This is a genomic window from Pseudoxanthomonas gei, assembly GCF_010119615.1.
Taxonomy (GTDB): Bacteria; Pseudomonadota; Gammaproteobacteria; order Xanthomonadales; family Xanthomonadaceae; genus Pseudoxanthomonas_A; species Pseudoxanthomonas_A gei.
In genome coordinates, this window is record NZ_QOVG01000001.1 from 512,488 (window position 1) to 526,025 (window position 13,538).

The 13,538-nt window shown below is 66.6% G+C and carries 10 protein-coding genes; 6 read left to right on the forward strand and 4 right to left on the reverse strand.

What is annotated here, in order from left to right; all coding sequences use genetic code 11:
* Positions 1-20: 20 nt before the first annotated feature.
* Complete coding sequence (locus DT603_RS02285) at positions 21-2,774, reverse strand: bifunctional diguanylate cyclase/phosphodiesterase (RefSeq protein ID WP_162348358.1); 2,754 nt, start codon at positions 2,772-2,774, stop codon at positions 21-23.
* Between the two features lie 443 nt (positions 2,775-3,217).
* Between DT603_RS02285 and DT603_RS02290 the strand changes: the two genes are divergently transcribed.
* The 4 genes from DT603_RS02290 to DT603_RS02305 are packed head-to-tail and all read left to right on the forward strand — an operon-like array spanning position 3,218 to position 7,129.
* Positions 3,218-3,736, forward strand: coding sequence for an RNA polymerase sigma factor (locus DT603_RS02290; protein WP_246191543.1), 519 nt, complete (start codon positions 3,218-3,220; stop codon positions 3,734-3,736).
* A complete protein-coding gene (locus DT603_RS02295; protein ID WP_162348214.1) occupies positions 3,733-4,737 on the forward strand; it encodes a hypothetical protein in 1,005 nt (334 codons plus the stop codon). Before DT603_RS02290 ends, DT603_RS02295 begins: the two co-directional genes overlap by 4 nt.
* A complete protein-coding gene (locus DT603_RS02300) occupies positions 4,734-5,327 on the forward strand; it encodes an IMPACT family protein (RefSeq protein WP_162348215.1) in 594 nt (197 codons plus the stop codon). Before DT603_RS02295 ends, DT603_RS02300 begins: the two co-directional genes overlap by 4 nt.
* Positions 5,324-7,129, forward strand: a complete 1,806-nt coding sequence (locus DT603_RS02305; protein ID WP_162348216.1) for an ABC transporter transmembrane domain-containing protein — start codon at positions 5,324-5,326, stop codon at positions 7,127-7,129. The genes DT603_RS02300 and DT603_RS02305 overlap by 4 nt, the downstream gene beginning before the upstream one ends.
* A 98-nt stretch (positions 7,130-7,227) precedes the next feature.
* Here the strand turns inward: DT603_RS02305 and DT603_RS02310 are convergent, their stop codons facing one another.
* On the reverse strand, positions 7,228-8,355 hold the full coding sequence (locus tag DT603_RS02310; protein ID WP_162348217.1) for a fatty acid desaturase family protein: 1,128 nt from the start codon (positions 8,353-8,355) through the stop codon (positions 7,228-7,230).
* A gap of 5 nt (positions 8,356-8,360) precedes the next feature.
* On the reverse strand, positions 8,361-9,467 hold the full coding sequence (locus tag DT603_RS02315; protein ID WP_162348218.1) for a ferredoxin reductase: 1,107 nt from the start codon (positions 9,465-9,467) through the stop codon (positions 8,361-8,363).
* A 104-nt stretch (positions 9,468-9,571) separates the two neighbouring features.
* Between DT603_RS02315 and fabR the strand changes: the two genes are divergently transcribed.
* Positions 9,572-10,213 carry an HTH-type transcriptional repressor FabR gene (gene fabR / locus DT603_RS02320; protein ID WP_162348359.1) on the forward strand — a complete coding sequence of 214 codons (642 nt, stop codon included), beginning with the start codon at positions 9,572-9,574 and terminating at the stop codon, positions 10,211-10,213.
* A 151-nt stretch (positions 10,214-10,364) separates the two neighbouring features.
* On the opposite strand, the gene DT603_RS02325 is transcribed toward fabR, so the two are convergent.
* Complete coding sequence (locus DT603_RS02325; protein WP_162348219.1) at positions 10,365-11,999, reverse strand: acyl-CoA dehydrogenase family protein; 1,635 nt, start codon at positions 11,997-11,999, stop codon at positions 10,365-10,367.
* 534 nt (positions 12,000-12,533) lie between these two features.
* On the opposite strand from DT603_RS02325, the gene DT603_RS02330 reads away from it, so the two are divergent.
* Positions 12,534-13,535, forward strand: coding sequence for a ligase-associated DNA damage response exonuclease (locus DT603_RS02330; protein WP_162348220.1), 1,002 nt, complete (start codon positions 12,534-12,536; stop codon positions 13,533-13,535).
* Positions 13,536-13,538 lie beyond the last annotated feature (3 nt).

Consider the following 13,538-nt stretch of genomic DNA (forward strand, 5'->3'; position numbering starts at 1 on the left):
TCGCAAGTGCGGCCCTGCCTTCAGTCCGGATCCGGCAGATTGCCAAGTTCCGCGGCGGGGCGGCCCAGCAGGTACCCCTGTCCATGCGTGCAGCCCAGGCCGATCAGCGCCTCTCGCTGATCCCTGGTTTCCACGCCCTCGGCAATCGTGTCGATGCCCAGGGTGCCGGCCAGCGCCAGGATCGCGCGTACCAGGGCCAGGCTTTCCGGCCTGCCCTCGCCACCGATCCCGGCGATGAAACTGCGGTCGATCTTCAACACCGAGATCGGGAAGCGGTGCAGGTAGGACAAGGCCGAGAAACCGGTGCCGAAGTCGTCGAGTTGGGCCAGGATGCCGTGTTGCCTCAAAGTGCGCAGCGTGCGCAGCGTGCGCGGGGCGTCGTCCAGCAGCGCCACTTCGGTGATTTCCACGCGCATGCGCGAAGGATCGGCGCCGACCGCGTCGAACATGGCCAGCAGCCGGTCGGCGAAATCAGGCGAGCGGAAATGGCGCGGCGACACATTGACCGAGATGTAGCCCTCGCCCCCGCGTGCAAGCTGTCCGACCACCTGCTCGTACAGCAGCCAGTCCACCTGCTCGATCAGGCCGCTGTCTTCGCCCAGGCTGATGAATTCCGCAGGCAACAGCAGGCCGCGGCGCTCGTGCTGCCAGCGCAGCAGCGCTTCGTGGCCGATGATCGCGCCATCCTCCAGCCGGCAGATCGGCTGGTAGAACGGCAGGAAATCCCGGTTGTTGATGGCCCGGCGCAGGTCTGCCTCCAGGTCCAGGCTTTGCATCGCCTCCTCGCGCATGGCTTCGTCGAAGACCGCATAGCGATCGCGGCCCTGGGCCTTGGCGCGGTACATCGCCGCGTCGGCGTCGCGCAGCAGTTCCTCGCCATTGCGATAGCGCGGGTGCCACGCTGCGATGCCGAGGCTGGCGGACGGAAACAGTTCGCGGCCGGCCACCCACATCGGCCGGCCAAGGACCGCCAGGATGCGCTGGGAAAGATCGCGCGCGCTGTCCAGGCCGTCTGCGCACTCGATCAGGATCGCGAACTCGTCGCCCCCGAGGCGCGACACCACGTCGTGGTTGCGCACGGTGGAAGTGATCCGGCGCGAGACTTCCACCAGCAATTCGTCGCCCGCGGCATGGCCGATGCTGTCGTTGACCAGCTTGAAACGGTCCAGGTCGAGGAACAGCACCGCGAATTCCTGGCCGTCGCCATGCCGTGCGCGCTCGATCGCCGCCGACAACCGATCCAGCAGGTGCGGCCGATTGGGCAGGCCGGTCAGGCCGTCGTGGGTAGCCTGGTGGATCAGCCGCTGTTCGGCGCGCAGGCGCTCGCCGATCTGGGCGAGCAGCTTGGTATTGGCTTCGGCAAGTTCGTGGGTGCGCGCATCGACGCGCCGCTCCAGCTCGGCATGCGCGGCGCGGAGATTCTGTTGCGCACGCTGGCGGGCCAGGCCGTTGCCGATGTTGTGGGCCACGAAGGTCAGCAGGTTCTGGTCGTGCGGGCTGAAGCTGACCTCGGGCGAATAGCTCTGCACCGCCAGCACGCCCACCACTTCTTCGTCACGGTACAGCGGGACTCCAAGCCAGCTGTAGGCATGCGGCCCGTATTCATGCACCTTGCCCTGCATTCCGAGTTCGTCGAGCTTTGCGCGGTCGGCCAGCAGCGGATGCCGGCTAGAGATCACATGCTCGGTAAGCCCGTCGGTCAGCTTGCGCGAAAGCCGGATCGGGTCGCGTTCGTCGATCGAATACGGGAAGTCGAGCGTCTCGCCGTCGTCGGAAAGCAGCGCGATGTAGAAGTTGCGCGCGTAGATCAGCTCGTCCACGACCGCGTGCACGTCGCCATAGAAGCGCTCCAGGCTTTCCGAGGTGATGGCCAGCTCGGCGATGCGGAACAGCGCACGCTGCAGCTTCTCGGCGCGCTTGCGCTCAAGGATCTCGCCCTGCAACTCGCGGTTGGCACGCTGCAATTCGCGGGTGCGCTCCTCGATGCGCCGCTCCAGGTCGTCATGGGCGTGCTTGCGGTCCAGCGCGGTCAGGATGTGCTGGGCCACGTAGCCCAGCAGCGCGCGATCCTCGTCTGCGTAGCTTCCGGGCGTGTCGTAGCTCTGCACGACGATGGCGCCGCAGATGCGGTCCTCGCGCCGCATCGGCACGCCCATCCAGTCAAGGCTGTCGGGTCCATGGGAGAGGTCCGGGATCACTCCCAGCTTCTGCCGGACCAGCGTGGAGGGCCCGCGGACCGCCTGGCCATGCCGCAACAGCGCGAAAGTCATGCTGTTGGGCATTTCCTCCTCGGTGAATTCACGGTCAGGCTCGGCGACGTAGGTGTCCTTCTGGTCGACGAAATGCAGGAATCGCACGCTGCGGCGCTGGTCGTCGTAAAGCACGATGTAGCAGTTGTCGGCGGACATCAGCGAGCCGACCACGGTGTGCAGGCGCCGGAGCATCTCCGGCATCTCCAGGTCCGCGCTGGCCAGGTCGGCGATCTCGTAAAGGGCTTGTTGCAGGCGCTTGGATTTCTCCAGCGAGACGATGCGCGCATGCGCGCGCGACGCGTCCAGGGTCGTTGCCACCAGGGTGCGCGCCAGCGCCAGCCACGACGCGGATTCGGCCCTGCCCATCGCCACCGGCAGGGAGGCGGCCACGGCGATACGCGCATTGCCGTCGCTGTTCTCCCAGGCATCAACCAGCAGGGTTCCTTCGGCGGATTCCCCATCCGGATCGGACAGTGCCGTTTCGGCGCACCGGCGCAGGCCCGGGCTTGCCCCCGGGGTCATCGCCGCGCCGCTGCCCAGTGCCCAGTCACGCCAGCTGACGGCTACATGGGCGCCCTGGGGCAGCAGCCCACAGAGGGTGGTCACGATGCGGTCGGTCGGCGACGATTGTTCGGCCCGCAAGACGGGCTCCAGGGCCGGATCGGGGTCCGGACGGGCGGCTTCCGCAGCTTCAGTTTCAGGCAGGCGCACGGATTCCCCAGGATTGAGTGATGAAGGCGAGGCACCGGGGTGCCACCGCAACGGGAACCCCTTCCCGCCCGGTGGACGTTATCAGGTTCCATGCACAGCGCCACGGTCCCGGCCACTTGTCCACTTCCCTGTCATTACGAATTAGCACCACTGCTGCGGCCAGCCACCCGGGCCGGCCGCGCTATGCGTATTGTGGCGCAGGCTTTACGCTTGTTGCGGTGAACGACTTCTCAGAACCTGCCGACGAAACCCTGATGCTGGCCTATGCGGCCGGCGACACGGCGGCCTTCGAACAGCTGTATTCACGCCATCGCACCCGCCTGTATCGTTTCCTTCTGAGGCAATTGCGCGACCCGGCGCTGGCCGACGAATTCTTCCAGGACATCTGGCAGCGCGTCATCTCCGCACGGGAAGGCTGGAAGCCCGAGGCGGCGTTCACGACCTGGCTGTTCAGGATCGCCCACAATCGCCTGACCGACCATTGGCGTGCACTCAAGCACAGGCCGCCGGCCCCGGCCGACGGAGACGAACGCGCCGCACGGGTGCCCGATCCGGATACGCCTGAGCGCAACCTGTCCGACTTTGAACAGCGTCGGCGCCTGCAACTGGCGATGGCCGAACTGCCGGACGACCAGCGTGAAGTGCTGCAATTGCGGCTGGAACAGGAACTGAGCCTGGAGGAAATCGGCGAAATCACCGGCGTGGGCCGGGAAACAGTCAAGTCGCGGTTGCGTTACGCGATGGACAAGCTTCGCGCGAGATTGAACGAATGAAGACCATCCCCGACAACGCGCTGACCCCCGAAGAACGCGAACTGGCAGTGCTGCTCAACCGGCAGGGTCCGCATGGAGAGCCTTCGGCCGCCCTGGATTCGCGCATCCTCGGCGCTGCGCACGCTGCCGTGACCAGGCACGCGGCACGCAAGCCGAAACCGCGCTGGCCGGTGGCCATGGGCCTGGCAGCGTCCGTGGTGTTCGCGGTAGGCATCGCCTGGCAGCTGCGCCCGGTGCAGCAGTCCGTCACCCTGTCCGAAGCACCGGCGGCTTATCCGGCGGGCGAAACCTCCGCAGCGGCGGCGTCCGATTCTGGAATGGATCGCGCGCAGCCAACGCCAGCCGCGAACGAAGCGGTCGTTGCCGACAGTGCAGCAAGCGTCGCAACCGCTTCTGCCGAGGTGGTTCCGCCCCCGGCCGCGCCGAACCCCAAACCACAGCCCATGCCGGCGCCCGCGCGCGGCAGGCAGCCTCGGCCGACCACGCAGACCAGCGCACCGCCGGCATCGCCGGCTGGCGGGTCACCGGGCCGATACAGCGCAGGCATCTCGCCCCCAGCGCCACCCCCGCCGGCACCTGCGGCGCCGATGGCCCCTGCTGCGGCAGCGGAGCCGGTCCCCGCTTTCGTTGCCGATGCGCAGGCCGATGCATTCGCGCGTCAACAAGCGGCGGCGGTGCAAGGGGCCACGCGCAGCTCCAATGCCGCTGCGGCCAAGCAGGCCGCGCCACGCGAGGAGGCCAGGGCCGCTGCCGCTCGTGACATGGAACAGAGCCGTGAGCTGGACCGGGTGGAAGTCAGCGGCTCGCGTCTCAAGCGCACCGACCTGCAGGTGCCGGTCTCCGAAGATGCGCAGCTGGCGGTCGATGATTGGCTGGAACGCGTGCGCACGCGCTATGGCCTGGGCGATGCCGGCGCAGCCAGGCAGAGCCTGTTGCTGTTCGTCAGGGACCATCCCGAAGAGCCCGTGCCGGAAGACCTGGAACCCCTGCTGGACAAATGAGCGACACCTTGGCGACCCCAGCCGCCCAGCTCATCGAGGTCAGGCACAGTCGCTTCCTCGCCCAGGCACAGTCGGCGGATTCACCCGCAGACGCGCTGTCCTTCATTGCGCGGGTGTCCGACCCGGACGCGACCCACAACTGCTGGGCCTACCGGGTCGGCACCGAATACCGGTCGAGCGACGATGGCGAACCTTCGGGCACTGCCGGGCGGCCCATCCTCGCCGCCATCGACGGTCAGGGCTACGACCAGGTCGTCTTGGTGGTCACGCGCTGGTATGGAGGCATCAAGCTTGGCGCGGGAGGGTTGGTGCGTGCCTACGGCGGCGCAGCGGCGGAATGCCTGCGTACCGCTCAACGCCGCCCGCTGGTCGTCATGCAGGTATTGTGGCTGGCATGCCCGTTCGAAGACCTGGGCAACGTGCATGCGGCGCTTGCGCTCCACGCTGCCGTGAAGGTGGGCGAAGACTTCGATGCTTCCGGCGTCACCTTGCAGTTGCAGCTGCCAGCACAGCGCATGGCCGCCTTGAAAAACCACCTGCGCGACGCCACCCGTAACCGTGTGCGCTTCATTGAACCGGACTCCGAATGACCTCTCCTGCCGTTGGCCCTTCCCTTCCCCCAGCGGCAATCGACCCGGAGTCGCCAGCAACCAAGGCAAAGCCCCGGCTGGGCAGCCTGCGGGCGCTGTGGCCGTTCGTGCGCAGCCACAGCGGCCTGTTCATCGCCTGGCTGCTGGCGCTGGCGGTCGCTTCGGCGGCAACGCTCAGCCTGCCGATCGCGGTCAGGCAGATCATCGACCAGGGCTTCAGCAGCGGCAGCAATGTCGACCGGGTCTTCCTTTCACTGTTCGGTGTGGCCGTGGTGCTGGCCCTGGCCAGCGCCGCGCGCTTCTATTTCGTTTCGCTGCTGGGCGAACGCGTCGTCGCCGACCTGCGCCGCAAACTCTACGGGCACCTCATAGGCTTGGGCGCCGGCTTCCACGACCGCACGCGCAGTGGCGAACTGGTCTCGCGACTGTCGGCCGACAGCGAACTGCTGCGCAATGTGGTCAGCACCAGCATGTCGGTGGCCTTGCGCAGCACCATCACGGTGATCGGCGGGTTGGTAATGCTGTTCGTCACCAGCCCGGGACTGGCCTCATTCGCCCTGCTCGGCATTCCGGTCGCGGTGCTCCCCATCGTGCTGGGCAGCCGGAGACTGGGGAAGGCTTCGCGGGCCAGCCAGGATCGCGTTGCCGATGCCAACACGCTTGCCAGCGAAACCCTGGGCGCTGTGCGCACGGTACAGGCGCATGCGCGCGAGCCTTACGAGCGCGACCGCTTCGGCAGCGCCGTCGACGTGGCCGTGGAAACCGCGCGCAAGCGCATCCGCGCGCAGGCTGGCGTGACTGCCGCCGCCATTACCCTGATATTCGGCGCCATCGTGCTGATGCTGTGGACCGGCGCCCATGACGTGATTGCCGGCGACATGACCAAGGGCTCGCTGGCCCAGTTCGTCGTCTATGCGCTGATCGCGGGTGGCTCGGTAGGCGCACTGGCCGAGGTCTGGAACGACCTGCAACGTTCCGCCGGCGGCATGGGACGTATTACCGAACTGCTGCAGGAAACCTCCGACATCCTGCCGCCGGCGCAGCCGCGGCCGCTGCCCACGCCATTGCAGGGCAACATCCGCTTCGACAACGTGGTCTTCCACTATCCCTCGCGCCCCGACCTGCCGGCGCTGGATGGCTTCGACCTGGAAGTGCGGCCGGGCGAAACCGTGGCGCTTGTAGGCCCTTCTGGCGCGGGCAAGAGCACCGTGTTCTCGATACTGCTGCGTTTCCATGACGCGCAATCCGGAAGCGTGCGCATCGATGGCGTCGACCTGCGCGAGCTCGACCCCGCAGACCTGCGCGAACATATCGCGCTGGTGCCGCAGCAGCCCACCATCTTTGCCGCCAGCGCCGCTGAAAACATCCGTTATGGAAAACTGGACGCCACCGAAGCGCAGCTGCAGGCGGCCGCCGAATCCGCGGAAGCCGACGAGTTCATCCGCGAACTGCCGCTGGGTTTCGCCAGCGAGCTGGGCGAACGCGGCGCGCGACTGTCGGGCGGTCAGCAGCAACGCATCGCCATTGCCCGCGCGCTGTTGAAGGACGCACCGATCCTGCTGCTGGACGAAGCCACCAGCGCGCTGGACGCGCAAAGCGAGCGCGCCGTGCAGAACGCGCTGGAACGACTCATGCAAGGGCGCACGACCCTGGTGATTGCGCACCGGCTGGCGACCGTGCTCAAGGCCGATCGCATCGTGGTCATGGACCGCGGCCGCATCGTTGCGCAGGGCACCCATGCCGAACTCATCGCCCAGGACGGCCTGTATGCCGAACTGGCGCGCCTGCAGTTCATCGATTGAAGATTGCCTGGCTTACCTCGGTAGAGCCGAGCTTGCTCGGCTGCACTTGACGCAGACCTGAAAGCAGCCGAGCAGGCTCGGCTCTACAAGGTTGCAGGTCAGCTGGATTGCGTCTGCAGCGACGCGGCCACACGGCGCGGCTGGCTCGGCCACGCGTGGCGGAGGATCCGCCAGATAACCTGGCCGAACTGCCTGGGCAGCGAGCCGGTGTTGTAGTGCTGGCCATAGCGCGCGCAGATCTGCTTCACTTCCACTGCCATCTCCGCGTAACGATTGGCCGGAAGGTCGGGGTAGAAATGGTGCTCGATCTGGTGGCTCAGGTTGCCCGACATCACGTTGAGCAGCTTGCCGCCGGACAGGTTGGACGAGCCGCGCAACTGGCGCAGGTACCAGTGGCCGCGGGACTCGTTGCGGATCGATTCCTTGGGGAAGGTTTCCGCATCGGCGGTGAAGTGGCCGCAGAAGATGATCACGTAGGTCCAGATGTTGCGCAGCACGTTGGCCACCACGTTGCCCAGCAGCACGGACAGGAAGAAAGGGCCCGCCAGCAACGGGAACACCACGTAGTCCTTCACTACCTGCCGCAACATCTTCTTGCCGGCCGGCCGCAGCGCCTTGCGCATGTCGGCGTTGGAGGTCTTGCCCGCCCACCAGCGACCCAGCTTGAGGTTCTGCACGGCCACGCCCCACTCGAACAACAACGCGAAGATCACCGCGATGACCGGTTGCAGCAGGTAGAACGGCTTCCAACGCTGTTCGGGGAAGATGCGCAGCAAGCCGTAGCCGATGTCGTCGTCCATGCCGCGCACATTGGTATAGGTGTGGTGGCGGAAATTGTGGGTGTGGCGCCAGTTGTCGCTGGTGCCGGCGATGTCCCACTCGTAGGTCTTGCCGTTGAGGTGCGGGTCGTTCATCCAGTCGTACTGGCCGTGGATGATGTTGTGCCCCAGCTCCATGTTCTCCAGGATCTTGGACACCGCCAGCATCAGCACGCCGACGATCCAGGTTGGCCAGAACATTCCGGCGAACGCCAGCGGCAGTGCCGCGAACAGCAGCACGCGGCCGCCGATTTCCATGTAGCGTATGGCTTTCACGATGCGGCGGATGTAGTCGGCGTCGCTCTGGCCCAGCTTGGCCACGGTGCGGGCGCGGACGCCATCCAGCTCGGCCGCGAAACTATCGAGGTCGGCGGCGGTGAGAGTGCGGCTGCGGAATGCTTGGGTCATCGTGTTCACAGGTCCAGTACCAGGTCGGTGACCGCACTGTTGATGCAGAGCTTGAGCGCGGAAACGGGTTCGCCGGCGAGTTCGCCGGTATTGAGGTTGCGGGTTGCGCCGGCGGACTTGCCGCAGGCACAGGTGTTGCAGATGCCCATGCGGCAGCCGGAGGGCGGGCGCAAGCCTTCGGCTTCCAGTGCCTTCAGCAGTGAGGTACCGCGCGGCAGGGTCAGCGTCCGGCCGCTGGCCGCCAGGGTGACCTGGACCTCGCCGCCTTCCTGCACCACCTGCGGCAACGGCGTAAAAGCCTCCGCCTGGAAGGACTGCGTGCGCGACTCCAGCAGCGACCTTGCGGAGTCGACGAAACCGCCCGGCCCACAGGCGAACACCTGGCGGGACTCCAGGTTATCGACCAACTCATCCAGATGCAGTTCGGAAATGCGGCCTGTGGTCTCGTCGTCAGCGATGCCGTCTTCGCGGGTCAGCGCAAAACGGACGTTGAAGTTCGCATGGCGGGCGGCGAGGGCGCGCAGCTCATCGGCGAAGCAGAATTCGCCGCGCGTCCGCGCCCAGTAGACCAGCGTCAGCGGCACCGGCATGCCCTGCTGTTCCATGGCTCGCACCATGGCCATGAGCGGCGTGATGCCACTGCCGGCGGCCAGGAACAGCCAACTTCCAACAGGCGTTGCCGGCAGGATCATGTCGCCAAAAGCCTGGCCCAGGTCGAGAACGTCGCCTACGCGCGCACGTTTGTGCAGGTACTGGCTGAGCCGTCCGCCCTCGATGCCCTTGATGGTGATGGACACGCAGCCCTGCACCGGGTATGCGCTGGTCAGGCTGTAGCTGCGGGTCACCCGCACGCCGTCGATCTGCGCACTTATGTTGAGGTGCTGCCCGGGCCGGGCGCCATTCCAGTGCCGGTTCGGCCTGATCCACAGGGTCACGGAGTCGGCGGTTTCGGCATGCCGGCGCACGATGCGGCCCAGTGGGCGCTCCCAGGACCACGCGGGATTGACCTGCGAAGCCCAGAAATCAAAGACTTGTGGCGAAACCAGTGGCTGCAGGACGCGCTTGAGGCGATTGCGTGGAGGAGCGGCAGGAGTACGGACCAGTGCGTTCATAGGCTGACTATACAGGCGCAAATACACGTGTGTATACACATGTATATTAACAACCCCGATATGATGCGCCCGACCCACCCGTGAGCCCCGCCATCGCCGTGATCCTGCACCCCGAACTCCACCCCGACGGCGATGTCCACGCCGGACGCAAGGCGTCCATCTCACGCGAGGACCTGATCTCGGCGGCCCTGAAGCTGATCGGGCCGCACCGCAGCGTGTCGACCCTGAGCCTGCGCGAAGTGGCGCGCGAGGCCGGTATCGCTCCCAACAGCTTCTACCGGCAGTTCCGCGACATGGACGAGCTGGCCGTGGCCCTGATCGACCTGGCCGGGCGCTCGCTGCGCAAGGCCATTGGCGGGGCGCGCCAGCGCATCGGGTCGGACAAGAGCATCGTGCGGGGCTCGGTGTCGGCCTTCTTCGACCAGTTGCGCGCCGATGACAAGCTGTTGCACATCCTGCTGCGCGAAGGCACGGTCGGATCGGATGCTTTCAAGCACGCGGTGGAGCGCGAACTCGAGCATTTCGAGGAGGAGCTGCGCATCGACCTGATCCGCCTTGCCGCCGCCGAGGGCGCCAGGCTGCATGAGCCCGCACTGGTATCCAAGGCCATCACGCGGCTGGTATTCGCCATCGGCGCCACCGCGATGGACCTGCCGCCGGAAAAGGACGCCGAGCTGATCGATCAGCTGTCCCAGATGGTGCGGATGATCATCACCGGCGCGCGCGCGTTGGCTGAAGGCAGGTAAAGCCGCGCATTTCCGGTGCGGCCCAGCGCCAGGGACCAGGGTGCTTCTTGCCTTGACTGTGCTTGGTCATTGCAGTGAATGCAGCCGCCCTGTCACCTATCCAGCCTGCGTACTTATCCCTTGACGTTTCAAGCTGCGGACAGCCCGCAACTCACGGCAAGGCGCGGCTGATCAGCTGATCGACGCTATCGTTCGCGGGCAAGGTACCGAATGCGAGTCCGTGCGCACGCTGGAGCCGCGAATGCACGAACAGACCGGCGGCCGCACTCTTCGAGCGCAGCAGGACCGCAGCCTGCAACGCCAGTGCCAGCCGTTCGACCAGCAGGCGTGCGCCGTATTCGTCGAACCGGCCCGCTGACAGCTCGTCGCGCAAGCTGGCGGCGAACCCATCGAATCCGGCGTCGCATCCCTGCACCGATTCCAGTTCGGCCACCAGTGCAGCCCCCGTTTCGGGTTCACGCGAAAGCGCGCGCAATACGTCCAGGCACTGGATGTTGCCGCTGCCTTCCCAGATGGAATTGAGCGGCGCCTGCCGGTAAAGCCGGGGCAGGATCGATTCCTCCACATAACCTGCCCCGCCCAGGCATTCCTGCGCCTCGTTGACGAAGGCCGGCGCACGCTTGCACAGCCAGTACTTGCCGATTGCGGTGGCGATGCGTGCGAAGGCGGCTTCGGCGGGATCGCTTGGCGCTGAATCCACTGCACGCGCCACGCGCAGCGAGAAGGCCAGCGCCGCTTCCGCTTCCAGCGCCAGGTCACCCAGCACATTGCGCATCAGCGGATGTTCGACCAGCGGCTTGCCGAAGGTGACGCGATGGCGGGCGTGGTGGATCGCCTGCGCCAGGGCCATGCGCATTTCCGCCGCCGCGCCGAGCATGCAATCCAGGCGGGTGAACATGACCATTTCAATGATGGTGGCGACGCCACGGCCTTCCTCGCCAATGCGCCGCGCCCATGCGCCGGTGAATTCCACCTCGGACGAGGCATTCGACCAGTCGCCCAGCTTGTCCTTCAGGCGCATGAGCTGGAAGGCGTTCTTCGATCCGTCCTCGCGCCTGCGCGGCAGCAGGAAGCAGCTCAGCCCGCCCGGCGCCTGCGCCAGCACCAGGAAGCCATCGGACATCGGTGCGGAGAAGAACCACTTGTGACCGACCAGGGAATATTCGCCCTCCCCGGCCATCGGCGTGGCGATGGTCTGGTTGGCGCGCACGTCGGAGCCGCCCTGCTTTTCGGTCATACCCATGCCAAGGGTGATGCCGGGCTTGTCGGCAATCGGAACGTCGCGTCCGTCGTAGGCGGGTGCTGCCGCCTTGTCCGCCCACCCCTGCAAGGCAGGCTCGCGGCGCAGGACCGGCACCGCCGCGTGGGTCATGGTCAGCGGACAGCTGGTGCCGGCTTCGACCTGGTGGTGCAGGTAACTGAGCACGGCCCGCGCGACGTGCGCACCGGGTCGGGGGTCATGCCAGGACAGACCCGCGACCCCGTGCGCCTTGGCGGCGTCCATCAGCCGGTGGTAAGCCGGGTGGAACTCCACGCTGTCGATGCGCTGGCCGAAGCGGTCGTGGGTTTTCAGGCGCGGTCTGTCCCGATTGGCATCGAAGCCGATGCGATACAGCTCGTCGCCGGCCAGGCGCGCGTATTCCGCAAGCGATCCGGAGAACGAAGCCGCGCCCTCGCGCGCCACCGCGGCGCGCAGCACTTGGTCGTCGGCCCAGAGATCACGCGGCTCGAACGGGGGCGGCTGGTTGTCGACACGATGGGTCTGGAACGGGGGCAGCTTATCCATGGCGCGATTCTAGCGCCCGGGCCCTTGCCGGAGCTGCGTCAGCTGCGACCCCAATCTCCTCGCACTTCCGGGTCCCGGTGGTTACCCGTGGCGATAACGGGTGCTGTAGGAGCGACGCAAGTCGCGAAGCCGGTATCGCATGGGCCCGGAGGATGTTGGCGATCCGGCGCTGCGTGCTTCGCGACTTGCGTCGCTCCTACAAAGGCCTGGCGGATTGGTCCGGCAGAGGCCAGGCATCGCCACGCCCATTCCAACCGTCATTCCGGCGGAGGCCGGGATCCAACCGTCAGCGTAAGCGCACCAGCCACGCCCGCTGCGTCGGCACACCGATGCTCCAGTCACCTTCTCCCCGAGAGTTGGGTCCCGGCCTTCGCCGGGATGACGACCTGGTGGGGTGAGGTTTGCGCCAGGATGATTGCAGGATTCAGGGTCGCAGTTGACGCAGCTCCTGCACAACAGAGTGGGTCGCGATGGGTGAGATCGCAACGCGGCACCTTAGCAATTCGTGCACATCCCCTGCCCCACAGTCTTCGCATGCCCGCCCACTCCCCAGACCTGATCGTGCTGCGCCCCGAAGGCCTGTATTGCCCGGCGGGCGACTTCCACATCGACCCGTGGAAGCCGGTGCCCCGCGCGATCATCACCCATGGGCACGGCGACCATGCGCGCATCGGCATGGGCCAGTATCACTGCACCATCCAGAGCCTGCCGATCCTGCGCTGGCGGCTCGGCGAGCAAAACTATTGCGCGCACGACTATGGCGAGAGCTTCGGGCTGGGCGCGGCGAAAGTGTCGTTGCATTCAGCCGGCCATGTGCTGGGTTCGGCGCAGGTGCGGGTGGAAGTCGATGGCGAAGTCTGGGTCGCGTCGGGCGACTACAAACGCCAGCACGATCCCACCTGCGCGCCATTCGAAGTGGTGCCCTGCGATACCTTCATCACCGAGGCCACCTTCGGCCTGCCGGTGTACCGCTGGCCGCATACGGCCGACGTGGCGCGCGAGATCGTGGACTGGCGCCGTGACTGCGGCGAGCGCGGCGAAGCCGCCATTCTTTATTGCTACGCGCTGGGCAAGGCCCAGCGCGTGCTCGCCGAACTGCTGCCATTCGATGACCAGCCTGCCTTGCTGCATGGGGCCATCGCCGCAGGGGTGGAGGTCTACCGGCAATCGGGCATCGCCATGCTGGACACGCGACTGGTGGCGGACCAGGAAAAGGGCGCCGATTTCAGCGGCAAGCTCATCATGGCTCCGCCTTCGGCCGCGGGCAGTCCGTGGATACGCCGTTTCAAGCGCGCCCAGCAGGGCTTCGCGTCGGGCTGGATGCGCATCCGCGGCAATCGCCGCCGGCGCAACTACGACCGCGGCTTCGTCGTATCCGACCACGCCGACTGGCCGGACCTGTTCCGCACCGTACGCGAGACGGGCGCAAGGCGGGTGATCGCCACCCACGGCAACACCGACGCCATCATCCGCGCACTGCAGGAACAGGGCATCGCCGCGGAAGCATTCCGTACCGACTATGGCGGGGAAGAATGATCG

What these genes read in the sequence shown, in the direction of transcription:
- DT603_RS02325 (WP_162348219.1), bottom strand. Translation starts at nt 11,999, where the DNA reads ATGGATAAGCTGCCCCCGTTCCAGACCCATCGTGTCGACAACCAGCCG.
- DT603_RS02305 (WP_162348216.1), top strand. Translation starts at nt 5,324, where the DNA reads ATGACCTCTCCTGCCGTTGGCCCTTCCCTTCCCCCAGCGGCAATCGAC.
- DT603_RS02285 (WP_162348358.1), bottom strand. Translation starts at nt 2,774, where the DNA reads ATGACCCCGGGGGCAAGCCCGGGCCTGCGCCGGTGCGCCGAAACGGCA.
- DT603_RS02290 (WP_246191543.1), top strand. Translation starts at nt 3,218, where the DNA reads ATGCTGGCCTATGCGGCCGGCGACACGGCGGCCTTCGAACAGCTGTAT.
- DT603_RS02330 (WP_162348220.1), top strand. Translation starts at nt 12,534, where the DNA reads ATGCCCGCCCACTCCCCAGACCTGATCGTGCTGCGCCCCGAAGGCCTG.
- DT603_RS02295 (WP_162348214.1), top strand. Translation starts at nt 3,733, where the DNA reads ATGAAGACCATCCCCGACAACGCGCTGACCCCCGAAGAACGCGAACTG.
- DT603_RS02315 (WP_162348218.1), bottom strand. Translation starts at nt 9,467, where the DNA reads ATGAACGCACTGGTCCGTACTCCTGCCGCTCCTCCACGCAATCGCCTC.
- DT603_RS02310 (WP_162348217.1), bottom strand. Translation starts at nt 8,355, where the DNA reads ATGACCCAAGCATTCCGCAGCCGCACTCTCACCGCCGCCGACCTCGAT.
- DT603_RS02300 (WP_162348215.1), top strand. Translation starts at nt 4,734, where the DNA reads ATGAGCGACACCTTGGCGACCCCAGCCGCCCAGCTCATCGAGGTCAGG.